Source organism: Agrobacterium deltaense RV3 (assembly GCF_900013505.1).
Lineage (GTDB): Bacteria > Pseudomonadota > Alphaproteobacteria > Rhizobiales > Rhizobiaceae > Agrobacterium > Agrobacterium leguminum.
Map to the genome: position 1 here is coordinate 283709 of NZ_LT009747.1, position 26033 is coordinate 309741.

19 protein-coding genes and 2 pseudogenes are annotated in these 26033 nt (G+C 54.0%); 8 read left to right on the forward strand and 13 right to left on the reverse strand.

Annotated elements, in window-relative coordinates; translation table 11 throughout:
- Positions 1-126 precede the first annotated feature (126 nt).
- Positions 127-459 (forward strand): hypothetical protein, encoded by a 333-nt coding sequence (locus AGR7B_RS25070; RefSeq protein WP_080858425.1) that lies wholly within the window; start codon positions 127-129, stop codon positions 457-459.
- Between the two features lie 123 nt (positions 460-582).
- Here AGR7B_RS25070 and AGR7B_RS25770 read toward each other — a convergent pair whose 3' ends face one another.
- The 3 genes and pseudogenes from AGR7B_RS25770 to AGR7B_RS26130 all read right to left on the reverse strand — a co-directional run.
- The gene (locus AGR7B_RS25770) at positions 583-885 is read right to left on the reverse strand and encodes an IS3 family transposase (protein WP_121490468.1); all 303 of its coding nucleotides are present in this window, start codon (positions 883-885) and stop codon (positions 583-585) included.
- Entirely contained in the window at positions 882-1121 is a 240-nt protein-coding gene (locus tag AGR7B_RS26590) for a DDE-type integrase/transposase/recombinase (protein ID WP_162934273.1), read from the reverse strand. The genes AGR7B_RS25770 and AGR7B_RS26590 overlap by 4 nt, the downstream gene beginning before the upstream one ends.
- A pseudogene (locus AGR7B_RS26130) lies at positions 1055-1504 on the reverse strand (IS3 family transposase); the annotation flags it as partial. The pseudogene AGR7B_RS26130 and the gene AGR7B_RS26590, both read right to left, overlap by 67 nt.
- 828 nt (positions 1505-2332) lie before the next feature.
- Here AGR7B_RS26130 and AGR7B_RS25085 point away from each other — a divergent pair.
- Positions 2333-3679: an enoyl ACP reductase FabMG family protein gene (locus tag AGR7B_RS25085; protein WP_080858426.1), complete on the forward strand. Its 1347-nt coding sequence runs from the start codon at positions 2333-2335 to the stop codon at positions 3677-3679.
- Between the two features lie 423 nt (positions 3680-4102).
- On the opposite strand, the pseudogene AGR7B_RS26595 reads toward AGR7B_RS25085, so the two are convergent.
- The 6 genes and pseudogenes from AGR7B_RS26595 to AGR7B_RS25115 form a co-directional block, all read right to left on the reverse strand.
- Positions 4103-5170 (reverse strand): annotated as a pseudogene (locus AGR7B_RS26595) (IS110 family RNA-guided transposase).
- Between the two features lie 274 nt (positions 5171-5444).
- Positions 5445-6626 carry an MFS transporter gene (locus AGR7B_RS25095; RefSeq protein ID WP_080858427.1) on the reverse strand — a complete coding sequence of 394 codons (1182 nt, stop codon included), beginning with the start codon at positions 6624-6626 and terminating at the stop codon, positions 5445-5447.
- A 69-nt stretch (positions 6627-6695) separates the two neighbouring features.
- On the reverse strand, positions 6696-7574 hold the full coding sequence (locus tag AGR7B_RS25100; protein ID WP_080858428.1) for an alpha/beta hydrolase: 879 nt from the start codon (positions 7572-7574) through the stop codon (positions 6696-6698).
- Positions 7575-7957: 383 nt separating this feature from the next.
- Entirely contained in the window at positions 7958-8461 is a 504-nt protein-coding gene (locus tag AGR7B_RS25105) for an aromatic-ring-hydroxylating dioxygenase subunit beta (RefSeq protein ID WP_080858429.1), read from the reverse strand.
- A 36-nt stretch (positions 8462-8497) separates the two neighbouring features.
- Positions 8498-9817: an aromatic ring-hydroxylating oxygenase subunit alpha gene (locus tag AGR7B_RS25110; protein WP_080858430.1), complete on the reverse strand. Its 1320-nt coding sequence runs from the start codon at positions 9815-9817 to the stop codon at positions 8498-8500.
- Positions 9818-9982: 165 nt separating this feature from the next.
- Positions 9983-10768, reverse strand: a complete 786-nt coding sequence (locus tag AGR7B_RS25115; RefSeq protein WP_080858431.1) for a dienelactone hydrolase family protein — start codon at positions 10766-10768, stop codon at positions 9983-9985.
- An 88-nt stretch (positions 10769-10856) separates the two neighbouring features.
- Between AGR7B_RS25115 and AGR7B_RS25120 the strand changes: the two genes are divergently transcribed.
- From AGR7B_RS25120 to AGR7B_RS25130, 3 genes are all read left to right on the forward strand, one after another.
- Complete coding sequence (locus AGR7B_RS25120) at positions 10857-11633, forward strand: TetR/AcrR family transcriptional regulator (RefSeq protein ID WP_162934274.1); 777 nt, start codon at positions 10857-10859, stop codon at positions 11631-11633.
- A gap of 658 nt (positions 11634-12291) precedes the next feature.
- Positions 12292-13899: an ABC transporter substrate-binding protein gene (locus tag AGR7B_RS25125; protein ID WP_080858433.1), complete on the forward strand. Its 1608-nt coding sequence runs from the start codon at positions 12292-12294 to the stop codon at positions 13897-13899.
- A 169-nt stretch (positions 13900-14068) separates the two neighbouring features.
- A complete protein-coding gene (locus tag AGR7B_RS25130) occupies positions 14069-15571 on the forward strand; it encodes a M81 family metallopeptidase (RefSeq protein WP_080858434.1) in 1503 nt (500 codons plus the stop codon).
- Positions 15572-16230: 659 nt separating this feature from the next.
- Here AGR7B_RS25130 and AGR7B_RS25135 read toward each other — a convergent pair.
- From AGR7B_RS25135 to AGR7B_RS25150, 4 genes are all read right to left on the reverse strand, one after another.
- Entirely contained in the window at positions 16231-16953 is a 723-nt protein-coding gene (locus AGR7B_RS25135) for a hypothetical protein (protein ID WP_162934275.1), read from the reverse strand.
- Between the two features lie 380 nt (positions 16954-17333).
- Positions 17334-17996, reverse strand: a complete 663-nt coding sequence (locus tag AGR7B_RS25140) for a TetR/AcrR family transcriptional regulator (protein ID WP_080858436.1) — start codon at positions 17994-17996, stop codon at positions 17334-17336.
- A gap of 126 nt (positions 17997-18122) precedes the next feature.
- The gene (locus AGR7B_RS25145; protein WP_080858437.1) at positions 18123-21245 is read right to left on the reverse strand and encodes an efflux RND transporter permease subunit; all 3123 of its coding nucleotides are present in this window, start codon (positions 21243-21245) and stop codon (positions 18123-18125) included.
- 2 nt (positions 21246-21247) lie between these two features.
- Positions 21248-22513 (reverse strand): efflux RND transporter periplasmic adaptor subunit, encoded by a 1266-nt coding sequence (locus tag AGR7B_RS25150; RefSeq protein ID WP_208616072.1) that lies wholly within the window; start codon positions 22511-22513, stop codon positions 21248-21250.
- A 24-nt stretch (positions 22514-22537) separates the two neighbouring features.
- Here AGR7B_RS25150 and AGR7B_RS25155 point away from each other — a divergent pair, with 24 nt between their 5' ends.
- The 3 genes from AGR7B_RS25155 (at position 22538) to AGR7B_RS25165 (ending at position 26029) form a co-directional block, all read left to right on the forward strand.
- Complete coding sequence (locus AGR7B_RS25155; protein WP_080858439.1) at positions 22538-23179, forward strand: TetR/AcrR family transcriptional regulator; 642 nt, start codon at positions 22538-22540, stop codon at positions 23177-23179.
- A gap of 15 nt (positions 23180-23194) precedes the next feature.
- Entirely contained in the window at positions 23195-24403 is a 1209-nt protein-coding gene (locus AGR7B_RS25160; protein WP_080858440.1) for a multidrug effflux MFS transporter, read from the forward strand.
- Positions 24404-25057: 654 nt separating this feature from the next.
- The gene (locus tag AGR7B_RS25165; protein WP_121490470.1) at positions 25058-26029 is read left to right on the forward strand and encodes a winged helix-turn-helix transcriptional regulator; all 972 of its coding nucleotides are present in this window, start codon (positions 25058-25060) and stop codon (positions 26027-26029) included.
- The last annotated feature ends 4 nt before the right edge of the window (positions 26030-26033 follow it).

Below are 26033 nucleotides of genomic sequence, written 5' to 3' on the forward strand. Positions count from 1 at the left end.
CGAGCCAGAGCGTTCCGGCGGAAACAGAATCGCCTCCGATGCTCTGTCCCTGTGTTTTCACGCAGCTCCGGACGCAGAGCCAGTTCCCACCTTTGCTGGAATTGCTCTAACTGCCAGGAGGATCCTTTGCCCAACGCCAAAATCTATATCGACCAAACCGTCGGCAGCCAGAAGGAGGATATCGTTGCCCTCCTGCCTCAGTTGCGGGACTTGGTCTGCCACCGGTTGAGTGTCGCTCCCGCCGCGTGCCAGCTTGCCGTTCTTCCTGTCCATGGACTGCCCGATCAGCCCCTGATCAATGTCGAATTGCATATTCTGCCCGCGCCTGACCGGACGCGCGACCTGCTCACCTCGCTCGCAGCGGCGATACAGCAATTGCTGGCGGCGCTCGTGGCGGGTAAGATCGCCGTGCGGATCGCGACACTCGATCCCGAGGCCTATGTCGTGTTGAAGTCCTGACGCGTTTCGCCCCGTCGCCGTTTGTGTGCGCTTGTTCAAAGGGCGGCGGGCGCCGTACGATGTCTGGAAATCGGCAACGGGTGCACTCCCCGCGGCATTGGTCTGATAAGGAATCGGGTTATTTCAGCGCGATGTAGGTCTCAGGATCGAGCGCGCCGGCACGAACGGCGACATGATTGTTGGTTTCCGCGCAGAACTGAGCCTGTTTTGGAGTGAACCCTTCGGGCTGGACCAGCGAGGCGCTTCAAACTTAGCCGCCTGCTGGGCGAGTTGGGTTTCAAATTCTGCTGGCGACATATAGCCAAGGGCCGAGTGTAGCCGCTTGGCATTATAGATCTCCTCAATGAACCTGGGCAAGCGTTCGGCCACATCCGCGAAGGTCTCGTAGCCGGCGATGTAGACATCCTCGACTTTCAGGGTTTTCAGAAGCTCTCTGCCTGAGCATTGTGATAAGGGTTGCCGACGGCGCTCATGGACCCCTGCAGACCGGCAGCATCAAGCGCTCGTCGATAGGTCTCACTCGCGTATTGGCATCCGCGGTCCGTGTGGTGGATGCAGCCGGGTAGAGGCTTTCTGTTCTCAAGCGCCGAATGCAACGCTGCCAATGCCAGCGGCGTACCAGGCGTTTTGACAGACCATAACCGACGACTTTCCGACTGCAAGCATCCAGAATAACTGCAAGATAGCAGAAGCCGACGGCTATGCGGATGTATGTGAAGTCAGCCACCCAGACCATGTCAGGCCGCGACGGGATCACATTGCGATAAAGGTTCGGGTAGATCGGTGAATCGTGGTTGCTATCCGTCGTGCGAACATACCGCTTGCGAGGCTTGATCCCGAAGCCGTTGACCCGTATGACGCGGGCGACACGCTTGTGGTTGACCAAGTGGCCTCTTAGCTGAAGCTCGTGCGTTACGCGTCGGTATCCGTAGCAGGGCAGTTCGTCCTGGATGTCTTCGATGATTGCAACGAGTTCCGCATCCCCATGGTTCAACGCTTTCGCAGTTGATCGATAATAATAGCTGCTTCTCGGAAGATCGATCATTTTGCACCCCGTCTGATAGAACAGTCCGGGGACCGGTGATGATGGAGGAGTTCCCGCTGTCGCCGGCGATCGGCTGGCGCGGAGTTTTTTTAACCAGGTCCAGCTCCATGGTAAGCTGGCCGACCTTGCGTTCAAGCGCCGCAATGTGTGCCTCGTACTCGGCAATAACACTAGCCTCTGCTTCCTCGTCGTTCAGTTCACCAAGATCGAACTGCGTGAGCCACAACTGGATGAGGTTAGCCGAAACGCTATAGGTGCGCTGTGCGTCGCGCCGTCCAATGACGCCGTTTCGGATATCTTGGCAAAGCTGCAATTTGAACGGCGTCGAATGCCGGCGATATGGACCTCGGGACTTCATGAGCCTTCTCCGATTGAGGCCCGCAGAGTGTATCAGTTTTTCCGTGTCCCGTGGTCCAGCCCGAAGGGTTCACTCCATAACCGGCTCAGTTCTGTGCGGAAACCAACAGACATTCTTCATAAAGTGAGGTAGAGAACTTTATGACGAATTTGAAAGAGAATGCCACGAGATATTCGCAAACGACGCCGATAAATATACTCTCCTTAGCTGCAGGTCGCGAACAGAATTTGAACATCGGCTTTTCCAGCGCTTGGCTTAAATAAATGCCCGTTGCTTGTCCGTCTAACGGGTCTATGCGAAGGCTGGCTTGAGTCCGCGTGAAATGAGCGCATCGCGGGTCGAAAGAATACGAGTAGTACTCACGTTATACGATGCTCTGTAACCCAATATGAGTTCCCTGTTTATTCGTATTTTGGCATTACAGCTAGGTAATTCGACGCTCGAAGCCTCAAATGAAGAAGTGTAGGAAATTGAATAATTCGTCCTCTCTGCACCAGATCCCAGAGAGCAACGTCTTCAAATGCGGAGATGTCTTTGTTCTTTTTGGCGAACTTTTCGGACGTGGTTATGCCACGGGGCTGCTTGACGAAGCGCGCAACGTCGGCATGAAAATTGTCGGAATCACGGTAGGACGTCGAGGCGAAGACAATGCTCTGCGCCCGCTGAATGACGAGGAGCTCGCAGCGGCCGAAGAACGTCTGGGTGGCAAGGTCATCAACATTCCCCTCATGGCCGGCTTCGATCTCGATGCGCCGGAAGGTGGCCCCACGCCCACGGATTTCTTGGCCAAAATGACCATTGGCAGTTGGGAGAGCGACAAACTCGACTGGGACTACGTAGCCCAATGTCGTGATATCGCCGCCGAGCGCTTCACGGGCGCACTCACGGAGGTAATGGGCGTTGTAGACGGCATGATTTCCGAAGGACAGAACGTGTTCTTCGCCCACACGATGGCGGGCGGAATACCGAAAGCAAAGGTTTTTCTGGTTCTCGCCAATCGCATCTACAAAGGGACAGGAGCCCGGCACATGTCCTCTCAGGCGCTCATCGAGAGTGATTTGGGCAAGCTGATCCTGCAGAATTTCGATGCGGTATCGGCGGACACGTTCGGCCATTTGATCGATTTCAGCTCGGCCATTCGTGAACGCGTCGAAGCATCTGGCGGACAGGTTCGATATATCGCCTATGGCTATCATGGCACCGAAATCCTCATCGATGGCAAATATCGTTGGCAGACCTACACCAACTACACCCAAGGCTACGCCAAGATGCGGCTGGAGGGCATTGCCGAGCGGGCATGGGTGGACGGAATCAAGGCAAGCGTCTACAATTGCCCGGAAATCCGCACGAACTCATCTGATGTGTTCACAGGTATCGAACTGCCACTGATTCCCCTGCTGCTAGCCTTGAAAAAAGAAGGCGGGAAAGAATGGGCAGAACAACAGTGGCAGGCGTGCCAGGCTCTGTTGGTCGACGATGTCACCATCAACGACATTATCGAAAAAATCAGCGCCATGCAGGCCAGCGATGTGATGATCCCGTTCTACAATTTCTCGGCATGGCCTATGCCGAACAGTCAGGCTCAGGCCGATCTCACGATCGGGACATCGCACGAAATCACGCAGATGCACCGTGACAGCAATGCGCTGATCAGTGACCATCTGAGCAAGCTTGTCGTGGAAGCAACCGGACAGTTGATTTTCCGGTCATCCAGCGCGCCCTCTGGACCAATCCAGTGGCTCAACCACGATATCGTCGCTCGCCAACTGAACGCGACACACGACGCCGGGCCAGCGAGGCCCCGTAGTTTGCGATAATCCTAGCAGCAATGATCGCAAATTTCCGTTAGACTGCATCTGATGGCGATATAGTTGTCTACCAAGCGTACGTGGTGAACGGTTAGCTTCGACTGGAGCAACCAGTTCTGGCAATCGATGGATGTCTTTGATGGCGTCCGCCGGCCTTGTCATCTCCAATGAAAGAACTCACGGGGCAAAATGCTTATTCTGCGTCGCATTCCCTGGGCTCTATTGTGTCGAGACCGGCATTTCCACCGATGGGCTAAATCTTCTTCGTTCGCAGGACGGGCCTTTGCCGTCCTGCGGTGCTGAACCATTCTCCAATTCGTGCTCCTAACACTGGCCTGTTTGTCGGTTTCGGTCACAGAGTGGCGTTCGGCTCCCGGATTCCCATGCTCCTGAAGAGCGCTGCCCGGACCTGCCAGGCTCGCTAGAAGACAATCAGGACAGCCGGGATATCGTCGACGGCAGACCTTCTTCGCTGTTGGTACCGCGCCGCTCGTGAGGGCTGGTTACGCAGAATCTGGAAGGTGATCGTCAAAAGCTTGCGCGCGATCGCAACATACGCCTTGTTCACTCCTCTGCACTTCATATGTTCGTACTGGGCGCGAAGCTGCGGGTCTGTCGCGATGGCCGGCTGAACGGCCTCGACAAAAGCCCAGCGCAGCCACTTGTTGCCCTGCTTGATAATCTTGCCGTGGTAAGTCTTGCCGCTCGACGAATAGCTCGAGTGCACAAGGCCGGCATAGGCGGCCAACTTCTTCGGATCGCGGCAACGGCTGATGTCGTCAATCTCGGCGTCGATCAGCCTGGCGAAGAACTCCCCGATACCGGGGATGGCCTTCAAAAGCTTCACCTTGCCATTGGTCTTCGTCATAGCCCGGATCGTGGCTCAGACTGCTTGATCCGCTCATTGATGTCGCCGATGAAATCAAGCTCGCGATCGATCTGGACGCGGTCGATTTCTGAGACGTCAATCGCAGCGAGCTGCTAGCGACCTGTCTTGCCGAGCAGATCACCCGGTTTCTTCAACTGCGCCGTTTGCTCCCGGATAGCGGTCGAACACGGTCGCGACCCGGTTCTTTGTCATCGTGCGCAGCCGCACATAGAACAGCCGCTCCCGAAGTGCGAGGCGCAACTCCCACACCCTGTCCCTGGAAGCCCATGCCTCCGGCACCAGATCAGCTCTGAGCAGATGCGCCAGCACCGTCGCGTCGATCTTGTCGGTCTTGATCTTCGCGTCGGTGATCGCCTTGGCTTCAACGAGTGGGCGAGAACGACATCATCACAAATGTCGTCGAGCCAGTCGTACATCACCAGCCAGTTACGGATGGCTTCCATCACAGCATGGCTGTTCTCGCGATACCGTGCCAGAACCGAACCAAGAGACTGGCGGTCGTTCTTCACTCGCCCCGATCGCAATGTCTTCTCGCGGGAATCCTGGACAATCAGGTGGCTGTAGCTTCTGTGGTAATCCACGCCAATGTGATAATTGTAAGGTGCAGTCACGTTTGCACCCCTTCCTTAAGTTCGTCAAAACCAGGGAAAAATAAGCCAAACGGCGCAAAACGTGACTGTCCCAAGATCATCGGCATATCAGCGATCCGTTCTCTCGATGGGCGCGGCATCTTTCATGCCACCTCCAGATTGCTCAGGAGCGGCAGGCATTTTCTAGGGGTTCAAGAGGTTATGCTCGAGTGGCAATAGGCGGACTCAGCATTGGAGGGATTAGAGCTGTCGCTCCAGCTCCTCACGCTCCGGCGCTACATCGAGCCGGGATTACTTAGGCATACTGGACGAGAGCGCCTTTGCGCAGTCGCATAGCGACAACAGAAAAGCACAGTGCACCGATTACAGCTAGGGCTGCAGCCCCAAATCCAACTGCTGAAAAGCCAGCGTATTTTGCGATAGTGCCACCGTAAATCGGCCCGAGCGCACTGCCAGTCATTGTCATGCTGGCGGTAAGCGCATTCATGCGTCCGCTCGGGTCCAGCTTAGCCAACAAGCCGAAAGCGAAGATAATGGTGAACACTGTCGTTGAAGTTATCAACGCGTTCGCTAGAGCGAACACCAAGAAATTAGCTGGATGAGATTGGACGATCGCAAACGCGCCATGAGCCAACAATCCGAAGACGACCGTCCAGGTGGCGGCCAAGTGATTTTGAAGGAAACCGGCAGCTACCGGTGACAACAAAGGAATAATCCCGCCGATCATCAACCCTGTCCCGATTGCTGCAGATTCGAAACCCTCAGCATTACCGATCCGCTCCACGAAGCTGAGGATCGTTGAATTCGCCAGGAACATAGACAAAAGCCCTAGAAAGCAAAGAATCAAAATAGCCGTCGGCGTACCAGTGGCACGTTCCGATACCTCTTTTGGGCTGTTGTTCCTCGGGATGCTGGGAAAAGCAAAAAGCGACAAGACCCCAGCGATGAGAATGATCGCACCGGCATTCACGAATACGGCGCCGACACCCATTGTATTCATCATTGGCGGTGTCATTGCGAAAAATAGAACGGCGAAGATGCAGGGCCCGAGGTTGGCAACAGCAAAAAGCCGATGCGGATTATGGCCAAGACTCATGGTTCCATGAGCCACCGCCAGCGCAACGCCCGCACCGAGGCCGCCGATTAAGTTGAGTGCACCCAGCCTAAGAGTGAGTGAATATCCCCCTCCAAGGTCAGGCCTGAGCATTAGAAAGAAACAAGATGCAGCGACAAGGAAGCCAGCCGTCACTACAGGACGCGCAGGAAGCCGATGGAAAAAGAATCCCGCACTGACATTTGCAACAACCATGCCCGCAAGGTAAAGTGTGACGAGCCCGCCTGCTACCTGTGGATCGAAACTGTAGGTCCGTATAAGGCCACCAACCCATAGCGGTAAAATCACCAAATCGAGCATGCCGGCGCCGTTGCAAAACAGCAGGACAACTCGTCCCGCTAGCGTTTCCGTTGTGGTATTCATTTTTTCCTCCCAGAAAAATAAACCAATGTGTGCGAAAGTAGTTTTTCGCGGGGAAGCAACCGGGTCTTCTTAAAGATGGCGTCTGAGGAACCTCATGATGTGCGGCTGGATGATGTGAATCGATCCGCCTGGCTCCTCAAATTTTTCCTCGCTGAACCAGAAGTGAGTTGCCCCTATCACGGGCTGGATACGCACCATAAAGCCGGCCTGACTAAGAGCGCGGGCAAAAGGAATAGTCTGCGTTTGGGGATCAACTACACTGTCTTCCGTGCCATAGGACAGAAAAATGGGCATCTTGTTCGCCGCGTGGCAAACATGGCTCAGCGGTGATGCGTCGAAATACAACTGTCGAAAGTCATAGGGATTGGCGCCGGAAAAGCGCTCGGATCTCCGGTCCTCTGGGTTCGGCGCGTATGCGATTTCCTGCTGCCAATGCATGTAGAGATCATACACACCGTAAATGCCGAGAAATGCCTTCACCTCCGGCGAAATGTCACCAAAGTTGTGCGCTGGTCTAATGGGCTTGAAGTGTGGATTACTACCCGCCAATGCGGCAAGAGCGCCTAGATGCGCCCCCGCTGAGGCTCCCATCAATGCGATCCGGGTAGGGTCAATGTTCAGCTCCTGCGCAGCGCCTCGCACATACTGAACCGCACTGACAACATCGCAGACTGCCTCCGGATACATCTTCGTGGTGCGAGCGGTTCGATATTCGATGACGAAAACAGCAATGCCTGATCTCGCAAGATGGGCACCCCAATTGCTGAGGCTGCGGCGTTCGGACGCGATCCAGCCGCCTCCCGGTACTGCGACCACAACAGGAAACGGGCCTACAGCATTTGGTGCGTAAAAATCACCCTTTAGTTCTGTGCCATCCGGGTTTGCGTAGATAATCCCTGACGGTTGACAGAGATACTCTTCTTTTTTTGTTTCCCGATTGCCAATCATCAGTCCTGCCTTTCTTAAAAAGTTTCGTTGCGGAACCTCAACTACTCAGAGTCAGCAAACTGGCTTGATTTCAATCCCGCAGTCTTCGACGGGCAATTGCGCAAGCCTCAATACCTCAAGGTATTTTGGCAGACGCTGCGAGCCGGAGGTCAACCCACGAAAAACACGGAAATGCTAATGCGATTACCCGAGGTAACGACATGTGGTACCTCACGTCCGCGCCAACGAAATCATGCCTTGGCACGGAGGTGGTGATAAGGCCGCCTTGAAGAGTCACAGAAGATGACGGTGTCAAATTCAGTTTTCGATTCAGGCCACTGGCGATTCAATGCTCTTCAAAACGCTATCCATGGTAGGGTGCATGAGAGCGTTGAAAGACCTCATTATAAGTAGAGCTGAAGAATTGTGTCGTGGACTCCGTCACAGTCGATGAGGTCCACACGCTGCCTACGGATTTTAATTCCCTCGTCAGTGCCCACGAGCGTGTGTGTGTAGGATCCAGAGTAATATTTCAGAACGTCGCGCCGGAACTGTGTGACGTGGAAGCGAGAATGAACTACCACCTCCTCCTCATCGGGTGCGGGCGCGCCGATCCTTACGTTGCTCACAACGTGGCTGCTGCGCGTAATCGGCTGTTGCCCAGCCGTTCCGAAAGCAAGCAGTCTCTCGCATCGAGCAACCATCATAGGAAAGTCGTCGTACATGAACGATTGCTGAAGCTCGGGATCCGTATCGGTAGGTCGCGCAGGCGCCCAATAAATCGCGTCCGGTGTGAACAAGCTCAGCCACGGTTCATAGTTGCGGTCGTCGATATACGCGACCTGTTGGAACAAAAAATCCTCGGCCTCGCTCCGGCTAAGGCGCAGCTTTTGATGTGTCGTTAACATATTGTCAATTCCTCTGCTCGGTTCTCGTGGTGCCTTTCAGGCGATCATGTAATTGCGCCAAGCCTGATACATGTTGCGCATGCAGACTTCGGAGTTACCGGTCTCACCGCGGAGGCTTGTTCCATCCGGGATGTCACGATTGGCTTCGCGATGCAGGCTGATCCACTCCGACCGCGGCCCCTTCAGTCCGGCATGGACGCGGAAATAGGCTTCAAAATCGTCAGCTGCGACGATGTTGGATGGAGAGTTGGCGAGGTTTGCCCCCGTGATCGCGCGGCGCATGAAGCTCTCCGGTGCACCCTTCAAGCGGAAGGCCCAGATCTCCAGCAATGTCTTATCCACTGAGATCGGACGAATGACGCGCAACTGCTGAAGAGATGGCTGCATGATGATTGTCGGGAACATCAGGACATTGTGGAAGTTACGACCGAGGATTGCGTTGGTGCCCTCTTCGCCGTGACGAGCAACAAGAGCCGCCCGATACTGCTCTGCATCCGCCCCCTTCAGATCCGGCGCAAAGGCTGCCATGTCAAAGTGACCATTCGGATGAGCCATTAGATCTATCTTGGCCATCTGGTCGGGGTCACCCGCAAGCATCGAGGCAACATCAAGGCCGCCGGGACGAGCCTGACCCTTGAACTTTTCAAGTGTCTGACGTGCTGCTCTGGCCATCTGATGATGGACAAACGAGGTATGCATACCGTCGCTCATGTTATCGACAAAGATCTTCCAGTTGTTGTTCTGGACGGTCCGGTAGCAATCGCCGATGACTTCAACTTCACCGTCGGGCGCGCGATCAACCATGTTGTCCAGGCCTCGCAGACCGACACCCGCCCAGGCTTCGAAATCTGGAGCGTCGGCAGACAGCGACGCGAAAATGAAACCCCGGTGGTTCTTGACGCGAGGAAGACGCTTCATCCCGTTTCCAGGATCTTTGGTGTCAAAACCAGACCGATCGTAACCGGAATGCACCGGGACAGACACGAGCGAGCCGTCATTCTCGAAGCGCCATCCATGATACATGCACATGAAACGCTTGGAGTTTCCCGAACGTTCGGGACAGACAAGTGCACCCTTGTGCGGACAACGGTTCTCCACGACATAGACCTGTCCGTTCGTATGACGCGACATGACGACCGGCTGACGCCCGATCTGCGTGGTGAAATAGTCACCCGGCTGCGGAACCTGGCTTTCATGGCCAACATAGTTCCATGAGCGGCCAAATACCCGATCCATTTCCAGATCAAAGACATGCGGATCAGCAATCACACGGCGGTGAATGCGCGCCGGCTCGACAAGCTTTGCAATGTCGACGTCGACATCACGCTGATTGCGTTGTGAATCATAGATGTTCATTTCTCAGCTCCTGATATCCCTTTGAGAAAATTACGATTGATTATTGTTAAACGACGCGACAAATCAGCCGCGTCGCCCGCATTCCCATGCAGCGACGCAATACTGGTGCCCGCGTAAACGACGGATGTGTTACAGACCGGTTCTTCAGCCTCGGCAGAAGCTCCTTCAGAAAAGCTTGCCGATAATATTCATGGTATGCCCCCAGGACTGCATTGCAGCTCCGGGGTTGTAGTTCTGCCGGTCGGCCTTAACCATGAATGCGTGCCGCGCCCCCTGGTAAACGATGAATTCGCTGCCTGACGCATCGCTGGCAGCCTTGACTGCTGCGAGTTCAGGGGGCGGCGCAAGATCGTCGCTATCGCCATAGTGGAACACGACACGACAGGCAGGCTTATCGTTAGGCTTTAAATACCGGGATACAAAGCTGCCGTGGAACGAGACAGCCGCTTCAATATCAAGGCCATCACATGCCGCGCGCCAGGCGTAGGGTCCGCCAAGACAGAAGCCAAGCAGCACGACCTTACCATTGCAATTGGGGTGGTTTTTCAAAGTGGCAATCGCGTATCTGAGGTCACCCATCGATTTGGCGAAGTCAAGACGCATAGCACGGGCAACAGCCCTCTCGGTGTCATGTGGAAGTGCAAGAACCCCCCTGTCTTCAGGGTCGCGCGAAAACAGATTAGGGGCAATTACAACGCAACCATGTATCGCTAGCTCGTCAGACCAATCCTTTAACACCTGATTGAGGCCGAAGATCGTTGAGACCATCAACACCCCGGGCCCCCTTCCGCTCTCAACGGCCGTCATATACGCGTCGAAAACACCATGATCCGTCTCAACCTCAATTTCGGTTCGAGTGATCCCTTGACCAGAAGCGGAAGGGGCAGCACCCTTTAGAGCCCCGTCGACCTCGTGGGTTTCATGGTAAGGGGAATGTAAGTTTTCTGGCATGAATTTCTCTCTCCCTGAATTCTGCGTCCTCCGTATGCCCGCATCAGGCGCCTTTTGATTTGTTCTCCTCTCACGCGGATAATTGTGAGTGCGCACCTTTTCATACGAACGTTTGAACGTTAGTCATACGAACGTTTGCTTGTCAAGCTGCTCGTTTGCGGATATTTGCCGTTTAATGCAGTTTTCAGGAAAGCTAAGCGCCTTGCCCCCGATCAAGAAACGTCGCCCAGAGTATGATTCAAAGCGTCAGCTTTTCGATGTGGCCGTCCGCCTTTTTGCGGAAAGGGGGCTCGACGCTGTTTCTGTCCGCGACATCACCAGCGCAGCCGGCGTGAACTTGGGAGCAGTCAACTATCATTTCGGATCCAAGGACACTCTGATCCACGAGATTTACGCAGAATTGCTCGGGTCCTTGCAGAGTAGAAGACTCGCGCGTTTGGACAAAGTAGAGGCAGAGGCAGGTGGCGGGCGTCTTGACCTTGAAAGTGTTTTACGGGCTCTTATAGAGCCAACTGTCCAGGAAGGATTGAAATCGGAAGGTTCGTTAAACTTCCTGCCGCGACTGATGTTTCAGGCCTACGCGGTTTCCCGACCGTTTCTTGATGACAGCCTGGCAGAAGAAAATGACCGCACGGCCCTCCGGTTCCTCGACGCTCTGTCCCGGTCGGTTCCCGAAGTGCCATATGAGCGAATCTGCTTGCGTTACTATGCCATTATCGGGGGACTTCTCCAATTGATTACCGACGCGCAAGGCGCGCGTCGCATCGAACGCCTTTCGCAAGGTCGGTGCAGTGGGGCTAATCCAAATCTGATCACCGAAGAACTGGTGGCGTTATACAAGGGTGGGTTCTCAGCAACGCAATGAGATCAGCATAACACAGCTTTTCTAAAGGAGCGCCCAATGCGGGAATGTAGCTATATTGGTCTATATCCCCGTTTGATAATTTGGCATCTTTTGGCTTCAGGAGATATGGGTTTCTGGTCCGTTCTTTGGGTTCTTTTTGAGTAAACTAATGCGAATTATTCCGATCGCCGAGCTGGTTGCAAAAAGACAGAAATTATAACATTATCAATTCTTTATATAGACATTGTGCGCCTTGGGTTGCGCAATTGCTATTTCGCGATCAAACGAATACTGATCCGTCTGGCACACATTACGCTGCTTCTGTATCGTGTTTTCCCGATGCCATTGTGCGTCCAATTTGACCGCAGTGAGGGGCGGACTTTCGATGGCGGCCTGGCTGGCTTGTCGTCGCGTTCTTTGGGCGAAAGCTCGCTTGCGAGAACGCGGAATCGAGCGTGAACGCAACAATAGATTCAAAATCTTGCACGCTCAAAACGGGCAGACCAGTGTTCAGGCTTCACGCCTTATCTACAGCGAAAAACTTTTGCATTCAGCGTCCGAAAATTAGGATAAAAGACGCCGATAATCTACTAAAACTATATATTTTATATATTATCTTGCTAAGGACGCAGCGACGAAGGTGAGAGCCAATTTTCTCAAAAATAATTAGGAAACGGAAATGACATCGGAATTCTTATCATTCACGCGCCGGGGGTTTTTAGGCGTAATAGGCGCCACGCCGTTGGCGGTGGCTTTACCCGCATGGACGCAGAGCGATGCACCTGTGCGAGGTGGAACCCTTACCGTCAATGTCGGCTCAGAATATCCGGTCATCGCATCAGTCGCGAATACGTCAGGTTTTGCCTACTACGTGAGTTCGAAGGTTCTGGAGGGATTGCTGACTTACGACTTCGATCTCAATCCGCTTCCGGAACTGGCTACAGAATGGTCGGTCAGCGAGGATGGCCTACGCTACTGGTTCAAACTTCGCGAGGGCGTCAAGTGGCACGATGGCGAAGATTTTGATTCAGAAGATGTGGTGTTTTCAATCAATTCACTGAAGAAAAATCATCCAAGAGGTCAGCGTATTTTCCTGCCGCTTCGTGAAGTGAAGGCTCTTGGCAAGTATGAGGTAGAACTATTACTCGACAAGCCCGCCCCGTATCTGATCTCAGCTTTCGCGGGATCTGGCTCGCCGATTATTCCCGCTCATCTGTACGATGGCACTGACGTTTTAAGCAATCCGCACAACGTGGCACCCGTAGGAACCGGGCCGTTCAAATTCGGTGAATGGGTGCGCGGCAGTCACATCGTCTTTGATCGTAATCCGAACTACTGGCAGCCGTCGAAGCCGTATCTCGACAGAATTGTTTTCCGATTCATCACGGATCCCGCCGCGCAAGTGGCTGCTCTCGAGGCCGGTGAAATCGGTTTGACCGTTGCCGGCGTTCCCCCGACAGAACTTGAACGTCTTTCGCAAAATCCCGCACTTCAAATTGAGACCCGGGGATACGGTTACAATAACACCATTTCCCGCCTTGAGTTTAATCTGGATAATCCGCATCTTGGCAACCTCAAGGTGCGCCAAGCCATTGCTCACGCAATCGATGTGAACGCGATTGTCGAGCGCGTATATCTCGGGCATGCGAAGCCAATTTACGGCCCGGTTAACCCGGGTCTGAAGAAATTTTACTATGACGGTCTGCCTCGCTACGAGCTGAATCTGAAAAAGGCTGAAGAGCTGCTTGACGAAGCCGGTTTTGCCCGCGGCAGTGATGGATGGCGCCTTTCGCTCTTCGTCGATCCTGTCCAGCCTTCAGGTCCCTATCGATCAACAGCAGAATTTGTCGTGCAATCCCTTAACAAGATTGGCATCAAGGCGACCCTGCGAACGCAGGATTTTGCTTCCTACGTCAAACGGGTCTATACGACCCGGGATTTCGACATCGCCGTGCAGTCCCTCAGTAACCTGTTTGATCCCGTGGGAGGAATACAGGGACTTTACTGGTCAAAGGGCTTCCAGCCGGGCGTCGCCTTCCTCAATTCGGCTCATTATAACAATCCCGAAGTGGACAGGCTTCTGGAAGCTGCGGCGATCGAAACCGACTTCAAGAAGCGTTATGATATTTATGTCGAGTTCCAGAAATTGATCGTCCGCGATCTGCCTGGTCTCAACCTGGTTGCGCCGGATGCTTATACGATCACCAGCGCAAAGGTCCGCAATCACACGATCGGCGTCGAGGGTTTCGCGAACAACGCGGCCAACCTCTACATAGCCAATAATTGATCTTCCTCATCTGATCTCGCACGACGGCTCTTCCTGTTTGGGGAGCGAGCCGGCGCGCCGTTTTATGTGCTGGATGGCAAACGGTTAATTGGTCAAACCAAGACGTCGATTGTGACAGAAGAGCGTTTGCCGTCCCATTTGACAACATCATTTTACCGGAGTATCCCGGATGCGTATTCTCTTGGCCCGTATTTCTCACGAAACAAATACTTTTTCTCCAGTCCCGACACCACTTTCCCGGTTCGGCCCGGGCGGTGAGCGGCCTTTAACTGGACAAGCTGCCATTGATTTTTACGCTGGCACCCAAAGTCCACTCGGCGGTTATCTCCAGGTTGCTCAGGAAGAGGGAGCGGAGGTGGTCGTTGCGGTTTCTGCAGGTGCCGCCCCCAGCCGTCCTGTCGACAGGGATGCTTTCGAAGTGCTTTCCAACTTGCTGTTGGGATCTGCGCGTGACGAGGGCCCGTTCGATGCCGTTTTCTTGCACTTGCATGGCGCAATGGTAGTGGACGGGTTCGAAGATGGGGAAGGCGAAATACTGCGTCGTCTGCGGACCGTGTTGCCGGAGGTACCTGTTGCAGTATCGCTCGACATGCATGCGAACATCTATCCAGCCATAATAGAGCACGCGGACGTGATCGCCGGCTACCAGACGTACCCGCATCTTGATGAGCGCGAGACAGCGATAAGGGCGGGTCGTGCACTGGTGCATGCCGTGCGTAAATCGATCAAACCGACGATGACATGGGGCACCTTGCCAATGCTTCCCCATGTGATGGCTCAAGGCACCAACCGATCGCCAAATCGCGAACTTCAGCAGATCGCAGTCGACATGGAAAACAGCGGTGAGGCGGTGCTCGCCAGTGTGTTCGTCGGTTTTCCGCATGCGGACATCGAGCAGGCCGGACTTTCGGTCGTGGTCGTGACGGATAACGATGCGGAAAAAGCGCAATTGTTGGTGAAACGGCTGTTGGACGCGGCATGGGCGGTGCGGAACGACTTCGTCTTTGAATCCGAACCCCTTGAGGTTTCCGTGGCGAGAGCAAAGCTTCTCGGAGAGGCGGAAGGCCCTGTCGTCATCCTGGATCATTGCGACAATTGCGCTTCCGGCGGCACGATGGATACAACCGAGGTCCTGGCTGAAATTATCAGGCAAGGCCTCAAGGACGTTATTTTCTTCGGCATCTGTGATCCTGACGCTGTCCGCACTTGCATCGAAGCGGGCGTAGGAGCAACGGTTAGCCTTGAGATCGGTGGACGCACTCCAATGCCATCGCTGCCCCGGCAAAGCGTCCCACTCCCGGTTGAGGGTAGGGTACGGAATTTGTCGGCGGGCTATTTCCGCAGCCAGAGTAGCATGGCCCGAGGCATCCAGATAAATATCGGACCGATGGCGCTCCTCGACCTTGGAGACATTGAGGTTGTTCTTGTCTCGACGCAAACCGAGCCGACGGATCTTGGCTTGTTCTTGTCCGTAGGGGTTGATCCGGCCACCAAGCGGTTCATCGCAATCAAGAGCCGGGTCCATTGGGCGGCCGACCTGGGTAAGTACGCAAAGCAAGCAATTCCGTGCGCGGGCGTCGGTGTCTGTACGTCGGACTATTCCATTTTAAATTTCGAGAACGTGAGACGGCCGATCTTCCCCCTCGATGACTTCCGGGGACTCGAGAGCTGAGATTCAAATGGCAGCGTGCTAAATCTTTAGACGCTATCTCGTTGCGGCTGGACGCCTCTGCCAAGAAGCTTTTGGAATCTTTCATGTTCGGGATCAGCAATTCGCTTGCAACAAGCGCCATGCAGGCGCGCCGTGCGTGCAATCACAGACATGCCGCGTGCTTCCTTTGCATAGTGCGCGAGAAACTCCACCTGTCGCAGACCCGTGGTAGGTCGCGTGCCAGATGGTTGTGATCTCGCGGAGTTGTGCCGTGCAACAATGGCTGCTGCATCGTGGCGGCCAAATCCTGTAAACTTTATCGCGGTCCGAATGAAATGGCGATATCTGGCAGTGGTGCCAGTCTGCCAATTTGAAATAGAGGACATGTAGTGAACGGAGGAACGGCGCTCCGATAGAACGTTCGGATGTGATACGAAAGGCAGATTTCCCGACTCTACCATCCAAACCCCGAAACTCTTCCGTGCCACCTCCAAATCGCTACGTGATGGGATGACGGCAGCCCTGCGTGGCTTAAAGTGGAATTCCCGGTCTTATTGTTTCGTCTTTAACATCCCCGGTCGTTCAATACCCGAGCGCCATTGAAGATGACAACGCGGTGAATTCCCTCGAAGCACGCCCAGCCTTCGAAGGCTCTGCTGTCGGTCGTGATCAGATTCATCTCATTTTCTGAGAGTTAGGCCAAACGTGATCAAACTGAGGGCTCTTATCGCGAGATCGGTGGCAAGCATAATATCGGGATTGGGTGGGATAGAGAAAATTTCTGTTGCAAGCAGCCAGCATGCGATGAACGCAGTGGTTCCGGCACCTGCGGCTAATGCTGCAAATCCCCTTCGGGGAAAAATCGTCAGCGCAATCCACAGTCTTATCATTATCAGTGCAATGAATATCGACAGATTTGTTACAAAGAGGCCAGCATGGTTTAAGTTGTGGTCGAGTGCTACTATGGAACCCGAAATCAGTTGTAGAAGAGCCTCCAGCAACCAGTCAAAATGCATTTTCGGGCGCGCGATCCTGACCAGGATGTACCAGCTCAAGACGCCCGCGACCATATTTGCCGTTCCCGGAACATATTCCAGCGCGACGCCGTCGAACATATTGCTTGTGAAGGCGATAAACGCGAGTTGGAGCAAGATGACTCCCAGCATGACTATCCGCATCCAGTCAGACTGGTTTTCAAACGAATGACGCATACGGCGCCGGGCTTTGAGGAAACGAAATCTGAGCGATGCCATAGGGGCGCGCAGCTGCCTGAGCGCGCGCGCCCCCCGGAGATGTCCTGCACACGGTACTGCAGTCATCTCCTTTCCGAGGCGGGCGCGACGCGCTCGGAACGGATTTTTTGAAAGAATGTCCGCCCGTTGGCGGAGGTTGCGCCTATCCATCGCTGCAATCCAGATATTGAGAATCTAGCCATACGGCCTTGCATCAGTATATATACATACAACATGTTTGTAAAAATATTTTTGAGTCGATGCTTGGCCTCTCTGGAAGGATGCGAAGGGATCCCGGGATTAGTGGCATCATTTCCTAACCGCGCCGAACACAATCCATGGATCCGGTAGCCGTAACTAGGAAAGGTTGAACCCGGCGGCTGATCGCCGTCCGTTGGAGCGGATTAACGTCCAGTCTCTGCCGACTACCAACCGGGTTGGGATCATGGCAATCTTCCCGGCAGACCTCTAAGTGGCTAAACAGATGTCTCTGTAGCCTGCAAGCAGCAATCTATCTCATGCACTTTTGTTCGTTTGGGCTTAGCCACTATTCAGGAAGGCTCACAATCGACCCGCGATTGATCGACGCCCTGATGAAAAGCCTCGTCGTTTCTCTTCATGCCCGCTAGAACCGTTCTTACAATCATGGCTCCGTCCGGGGCCAGACGGAAGGGAGCTTTCCTGAGCGCCCACTCCAGGACGAGGCCCCCTACGGTGGCATTAAGCATCGATCCGGCCATGGCTGCGGTCCATGGTTCGGCAAGCCCGACATCCCGCTCTGCTGCTTCGAAGATACTGGTGAACCATCCTTCCATTTCCTCTGGAAAGGCACTTCCGCCGCTTTTTTCCTCTGTCGCTTTTGCAAGATCGAGCCTGATCATAACCCGAATGATGCCTTGATGCCGGTGATCTTTCTGTAAACGATGGAATATTTGGGCGATGATATCGCCCAGCCGATCCAGAGATGCAGCGTCTCGTCCGGTCGACAGATCGTTTGCGAGCAACCGAAATGGCTCTTGTGCCTGATCTCTAAGAGCAAGCAGGAGGCCGTGCTTGTTTTTGAAATGCCAGTGGACGGCACCTCGGGTCACACCGCATTGCGCCGCGATCTCTTCCAGACTGACATTTTCGTAGCCCTTCTCCAAGAAAAGGTGCTCTGCAGCTTCAAGGATTTGTCGATTCGTTTCCGCAGCTTCTTCTTTTGTTCGTCTCAACGCAGCCTCCCTGCAATTTCAAAGGACTTCTACAACCTTATCGACATCGACTGCAAATCGGGAGGCGGAAACATATGTCATATCTTTAGGGTTGCTGTAGACCCCTTGAAAGGGTCTACAACCGGTTTAGCTGCTTGTTTTTCTTCGCTTGAATATCGCTGAGACGATGACGAAGAAAACTGGAACGAATATGATCGCAAGAACGGTCCCCGTTACCGTCCCGAAGAAGGTAGCGTAACCGATCGCTTGTCTTGCACCCGCTCCAGCTCCTGAAGACAGTATCAAAGGAACTACGCCTAGGCCGAACGCCAGGGATGTCATCAAGATTGGCCTGAAGCGGAGCTTCGCCGCTTCACACACGGCTTCAAACGCCGTCTCTCCGAGATTTGTCATCCGCTCTCGAGCAAATTCCACGATCATAATCCCGTTTTTGCCTGTCAGCCCCACCACGGTGAGCAAACCGACCTGGAAGTAAACGCCGTTGGATTGTCCGCCGATCCAAGCTCCCAGGACGGCGCCGAGCACGCCCACAGGCATAGCTAGGAGGACGGCGATCGGAATGTTCCAGCTTTCGTATAGAGCTGCGAGGCAAAGGAACATTGTGGCCAAAGCCAAGGCATAGAGTGGCAAGGCGCCAGCCCCTGCATCCTTTTCCTCAAGGGACATACCCGTCCATTGAAGGCTGTATCCAGGTGGTAGCTGAGTTGCCAGCCGCTCCATTTCGGCCAAGGCCTCGCCAGAGGAGTATCCTGGTGCTGAAGATCCTTCTATCTCCATAGCGGGAAGCGCGTCGTATCGGCTCACCTGCTGAGGGCCATAGACCCAGGTCTGGTTGGCGATCGTTGCGAGATCCACGAATTCCCCATTGGAATTAGGAACCCTCCATTTGGCTAAATCATCAGGATTCGTTCGAGCGTTAGGTTCTCCCTGCACATAGACCCGTTTCATTCTTCCCTCGTACAGGAAATCATTGACATAAGAGCTTGACCAGACAGTTGTGAGAAAGGCGCCAACGTCAGAGGCAGTCAAACCCACGGCGCCGGCCTTTCCCCAGTCGATATTAAGCTGGAATTGCGAAGCATCCTCGACGCCGCTTGGTCTGACCGCCATCAATTTTGGAGTTTGAGCAGCAAGTCCAAGCAACATGTTACGGGCTTCCAGCAACTGCTCGTGAGATTGACCCGATCGCGCCTGAAGGAAGGCGGTGAAGCCATTTGAGTTACCAAGCTCTGTCACCGCCGGGGGGACGAGTGGGATTACGAAGGCTTCCTTTATACCTCCCATCAAAGGACCAAACGCGCGGGCCGCAATGGCTTGCGCGGAGTTTTCTTTACCTTTTCGTTCACTCCAGTCCTTCAGTTTGACGAACATCATTGCCATGTTTTGACCCTGTCCGGCAAACGAGAAGCCCCGTACAGCGAAGACAGAATCGACATTCGCCTTCTCCGCGCCTTGGTAGTAGCCTTCTACCTTTCTCAGCACGGCTTCCGTTGTTTCCGCGGTCGCACCGGGCGGTGTCTGAATAATGGTCATCAACGTCCCTTGATCTTCGTCAGGCAAGAACGACGTTGGTGTACGCTGAAACAGAACGACCATGGCTGCGACAAGCAAAAGATAGATTATGAACATTCGAACGGGGCGCTTCGCAGAAACCCTTACAACACCCCCGTATCGATTTGTTAGAGAAGAGAAGTATTTCTCGAACCACGCCGAAAATTTCGAACCGAAGCTCGGCTTGGAGTGTGGATCGTGTGCTTGCAACAAGGTCGCGCAAAGGGCTGGCGTAAAGATAAGGGCGACGAGAACCGACAGCGCCATTGCCGAGACGATCGTTACGGAGAACTGTTTGTACATTTCGCCCGTGGCACCGCCGAAGAACGCCATTGGCACGAAGACCGCAGAGACGACCATGGCGATGCCGACAAGCGCGCCTTGAATTTCGCCCATCGACTTCTTCGTCGCGGCAACGGGATCGAGATGTTCATCTCTCATGATGCGCTCGACGTTTTCGACAACGACGATCGCATCATCAACGAGAAGACCGATGGCAAGGACCATTGCTAGCATCGTCAGGGTATTTATCGAGAACCCAAGGGTAGCCATAATCCCAAACGTGCCCAAAAGAACGACCGGCACGGCAAGTGTAGGGATCAGCGTCGCTCGAAAGTTGTGCAGAAAGATCAGCATAACAAGAACGACGAGCACGATGGCTTCGATGAGGGTGTGGATGACAGCCTCAATCGATAGCGATACGAAAGGCGTCGTATCGTATGGAATGACGTAGCTCACACCAGCGGGAAAGAACTGCGATAGGTCGTTAACCTTTGCCTTTACCAATTCAGCTGTTTCGAGTGCATTGGCACCTGACGCAAGCTGGATAGCCATTCCTGTGGCTGGCCGCCCGTTGTGAAAGCTCGAGATTTCGTAGTTCTCGGTACCCAACTCGGCTCTCGCCACATCTCGGAGAAGCACGAGGCCTCCGTCCGTATCGGCCCGCAAAACAATTCTATCGAAATCCTCTGGCGTCCTGAGGAGTGATTGGGCTGTGACTGTTGCGTTCAGCTGCTGCCCCTGAGGAGCAGGCATGGCACCAAATGAGCCAGCAGAAATCTGAGCGTTCTGTGCACTAATTGCAGTCGTAACGTCGTTAGGAGATATACCGTAGTACTTAAGTTTCTGGGGGTCGAGCCAAATCCTCATTGCGTATTCGGATCCGAACACTTCGACTTTACCAACACCTTTTAGCCTAGATACCGGTTCTACCATGTACGAGTTGAGGTAATCCGACAGATCGATCGCGCTTCGAGCTCCATCGTCCGAAATAAGAGCGATGACCATCATGAAGCCGGTCGTTGACTTCTCCACGGTGACACCCTGACGGGTAACTTCTGAGGGAAGGCTTGCTTCTGCTTGGCTGAGCTTGTTTTGTACCTGAACTTGCGCGATGTCGGGGTCTGTCCCCAGGTTGAAAGTCAGAGTGATTGTTGCTCGTCCGGTTGAAGTGGTCGATGAGTCGATATATCTCAGCCCATCCAGCCCCGTCATCTCCTTCTCGATGATCTGCACCACCGTATCAGAAACGGTCTCTGCCGACGCTCCTGGATAATTTGCGCCGATCACAACCGACGGACCGGCGATGGACGGGTATTGAGATATCGGAAGCCGCATGATCGAGAGAATTCCGAGGCCCATTATGATGATCGCGATAACCCACGCGAAGATTGGTCTATCGATGAAGAAGCGTGCCATGCTCAGTTGCTCCCAACCGGTGCTGACTGCTCATCTACCGGCTTCTGTTCAACCTGTACTGCAGCTCCCGGTTTGGCTTTCTGGAATCCCGAAACGACCACAACGTCGCCGGGCTTCAGTCCACTGTTGGTAACCCATTGGTTGCCATTAGCTGCGACGATCGTTACGGGGCGAACAGCAACTTTTCCATCGTCGACGACCCAGACCGACGCCTCTCCCTTAGCGTTACGCATCACTGCTGACTGGGGCACCAATATCGCCCCGCGAGTCGTGGCCTGGGGAAGTTCAACCTCGACGTATAGCCCCGGCAAAAGTCTGTCATCAGGATTTGCGAATGCGATACGAAGCGTTACCATGCCGGTTGTCGGTTCAACCCGGGGTTCAGCCGCTTTTAGGTCACCCTTGAGCGGATACGGAGCGCCATTCGGCATTATCATTGTTGCGATTGACGAAGCACGAGCATCGCCGGAGCTCCTGTCAGCATTCCAGCGGAGCAGATCGTTAATCGACTGGGTGACATCTACATAGATGGTATCCAACGCTCGAATAGTTGTAAGCGGCGAAGTCTGCTGGGCTGCAACAAGTGCTCCGGGCGTTGTATCCGAGAAGCCAATTACCCCTGAGATCGGCGCTCGTATGGTGGTGCGCGCCAGGTCGATTTCAGCCGTTCGAAGTTGAGCTTGAGCAACTTGGAGCGCTGCGCGCGCTTTTTCTCGCTCAGCAATCTTCGTATCCCGATTTGAGGCCGAGCTAGCGTTTTTGGCAAACGTTTCTTCTGCGCGCCGCGCATCTATAACGGCAAAATCATAACTCGCTTGAGCTTGGGCCACATTCGCTTTTGCGGATTCTACCGAAGCAATATACGTCTCGTCATCGATCTTGTAGAGTATCTGACCCGCTTTAACCTTGCCCCCCTCCTCGAAGAGCCTCTCCCGGATGATCCCCGAAACTTGGGGCCTTATCTCGGAGATAGTGGACGGCTTGATCCGTCCCGGCAGGCGAGCCGTCAGCGTGAAATCCTGCTGTTCGACTTTCACGACACCCACTTGGGGGACAGGCTGATCCTGTGCGGCGGCGACCGTAAAGAAGAGCGGCGATATGAGCGCGCTCGCCACCAATCTTCGTTTTAGAGTTTTGGTTTCCACTTCATAGAACCTTTCATAATTTTTGAGGCAGGAGAATCCCAGTTGGTGCAGTTTGTACTTTACATACATACTGAATGTAAATATGAAAATTAACGACCGGCCATGCTGCTGAGGAACGTGCACAGGAAACGCTTTGGATGAAGCCCGATGATAACACGCGCTGACGACGGTTGCCCGCCCGCTCAAACCGCTTGGGACCTAGCCGTAAATGCGAGCCTGAGTGCCTTTGTTTGCCGCGGCTATTTCGAGACGGCAATGTCGGACATTGCTGACGCCGCCGGTGTAAGCAAGGGAACCCTCTATCAGATGTTCAAAAGCAAAAGAGACCTGTTCCACCAATGCCTCATCTCCAAAATCATAGATGAAAATGAAGAGGTTTTAACTGTGTTTGCGCCCAACGCGGTTGCTGAAGACGTCGAGATGTTTCTGCGTTTGCAGTTCCGGCTCTTCTTGGCGCAAGACTCATCCCTCAATCTATTTCGCGTTATGGGGTCGGTTCCGGAGCTGAATTTTGAGCAGATATTTTTTGAACAGCGACTCTTGCCTGCGATAGCGAAATGCGAATCACTGCTCAGCCGTCAGGCAGGATTAGCGACGACAAACGACGACGTGAACCGACTCGCATACACAATAATGCTGTCTGTCACGGGGCTATGTATTCAGGCCACTTTAAAGAAATTGCTGAATTTCGCTGATGCGAAAGACACCATTCACACTTTCATCACATCGCTACAAGTCGCTCTAAACGCGATGTCACAGATAGACAACGCGCCAAAAATTCTAAGTTGAGGGTAGAGAAGCAACATGAATGAGACATCAACCCGCCGGCTCGTCCCAATCCTGGGGCTCCTGGGGGCCATCGGCCCGCTTTCTATCGACATGTATTTGCCCGGGATGCCTCAAATCGCATACAGCCTGAATATCGGCGAGGGTGCAGTTCAATTCAGCCTTATGACATTTTTTGCTGGACTGATGATTGGCCAACTGTTCTTCGGGCCGCTCTCAGACGCTCTAGGTAGAAAATCGATGATATGCGCGGGTTTGTCCGTGTTTATTGCTGCATCAGTAGGCTGCGGTTTGGCCGACACCGCGATGCAATTCTGCCTTTGGAGGTTTTTGCAAGGCCTAGGCGGTTCGGTTGGGTTCGTCATAGGTCTGGCGATCGTTCGCGACCTCTTCAGCGGTCGCGCCGCCGCTGGCCTCATTTCCCTGGTGATGATTGTTCAAGGAGTAGCTCCTGTTCTGGCGCCGATGCTCGGAACCGCGATTATTGCAGTTGCACCCTGGCCGATGATCTTCCTAGCGTTGGCGGTGTTCGGTACTGTTTGCCTCTTCCTAGTTTGCCTTAAACTGCGGGAAACTCGAGCTGCGGATTTTCGAGGAGGCCGGCGCCCAATGAAGGCCGTTAGAACCTACGGCACCCTCTTAGTCGACGGACAATTCCTGCCTTATGCGTGCGTCTTGTCCTTCGCTATGGCTGGATTTTTTGCCTACCTCGCTGGATCATCATTCGTATTCATCAGCATTCATGAGCTGTCACCAACCATGTTCAGTGTACTCTTCGGAATTAATGCTGTGGGCTTGATGGTCGGAGCACAGATCGCTCCACGGCTGATGACGATGTATGCGCCACAGAGAATTATTCAAGTCGCTCTTGCGTTTTATACGTCTGCCGCCATCGCGGTGACAGCGATTGACTTCGTAAGTGGCGCGGACGTTATTCTCACCGCCGCCTCACTGTTTATCGTCATCGCATCTATGGCATTCGTTATGCCTCTTGCGAGTGCATTAACTTTGGAATCGTTCGGCGCAATTTCTGGAACTGCTTCGGCGCTTTTGGGAGCAATGAATTTTGCAGCTGGAACCGTAGCCACCCTGTTCGTAGCGGTGTTCGCTGACGGAACAGCGAGGCCGATGATGACCACCATTACTGTCTGCGGAATAGCTGCAAGTGCTGCAGCTATGTACGCTTTCCCCAAGCGACAAGTTCCCCGAGCCAGCCAGAGCGACTAACACGTTAAGGACGCGACAATTGTGAACCGTTATGGTCGGTCATGTTCTGGCGTTCGCCTGTTGCAATTGGCGTCAAGTACTAAAAGGCTTTGATGCTAGTTGGCAGCCATCGCGCTGACCTCGGACCGAAGCATGAACCCGGGGTGACCTCAAACGAGGGGCATAGCAAGTCAGGCAGCGGCGTAAGGGGATCTGTCGGGATTATTTACCGCAATGGCACCATCACGGCGCTGCTGCGGTCGTCACTTTTTGCTTGACTGGAACGGCCCCGTTACCGAAGTCCTGAGCCTAGGGAACGGGCTCGTGTCGGGCTCGGGATAAACGCCGGATCCTCATATCGATCCCATGAAGGCGAAACCGCGGAATTTTCATTGACATCCATTGAGCCGTAGCGCGGCCGAGGTGGAGCCAATTTCAATCGTCCACTTGGACATTCCTCCTTGGACAAACATCGCAAAGGGGAAAACGAGCCGCCCTTCGCAACTGTGCCATCACCGTCGTTTACTACTTCCACATCGCTAAAGAATGCGAAGGGCATCTTAACTTTAAAGAGGTGGTGCTCACATTGACTTTCATTATCAGACTTTGTTGCCTATATTTGTTCGCAAACGTGGCCCTATTTGCGACAGGTTTCAGTCCGTGAATGACGTAACAATGACAAAGATTGAAAACACAACCCTGGGTTCATCGGGTAGGCCCCTGTCTATGCAGCGGCAATCATCCGTGCGTCGGACCATGGAGATTGTTCTGGACACCTGGAACTTCCTGATCCTTCGGGAAGCCTATTTTGGCGTGCGCAGGTTCGATAAATTCCAGCAGCGGTTGGGAATTCCGCGGCAGACCCTCTCCTCCAGACTGTCTGCACTCGTTGTAAACGAGATTCTCAGTGTCGGGAAACGACTGAACGAACCGGGGCAGCAGTATTTCTTGACGGTGCGTGGCAAAGATCTTTTCCCAACAATGCTCTCTCTTATGGAGTTTGGTGACAAGTGGCTGGCCGGCTCAAGCGAGCCACCCCTTCAACTCATCCACAAGAGCTGCGGCTGCAATTGCCATCCTGTAACCGTCTGCGGTGAATGTCTTCAGCCATTCACCGCCAAGGAAGTGGCACCGAGGGACGGGCCTGGGGCAGGTTATGCTCCAGTTGAAAATCGCCCCACATCGCGACGAAGCTCCGATCCCAGCCTCTTGGAGAGGGTCCGACCGTGTTCGGTGGCACGGACGCTGGGGATCATTGGAGACCGCTGGAGTTTTCTGATCCTCAGGGAAGGATGGAACGGCGTGCGGCGTTACGAAGAAATGCGGGAAAATCTCGGGATCGCGACGAATATCCTGTCCGACCGTCTGGCGCGGCTGGTGCAGGCCGGTGTGTTTCGGAAGGTCCCGTACAATTCGGGCGAGCGGTTCGAATATCGGTTCAGTGAAATGGGTCTCGATCTCTACAAGCCAATGCTGGTGATGATGGCATGGGGGGACCGTTGGCTGGCTGACGGCAAGCCCCCGATGAGGCTGCGCCACAAGGCCTGTGGGCAGGACTTCTCGGCGATCGTTGTGTGCTCGGAGTGCCGCAAGCCGATCGCGGCCAAGGATACCGACTATCTGCTCCGATATCAGTTCGACCTATAGCCGG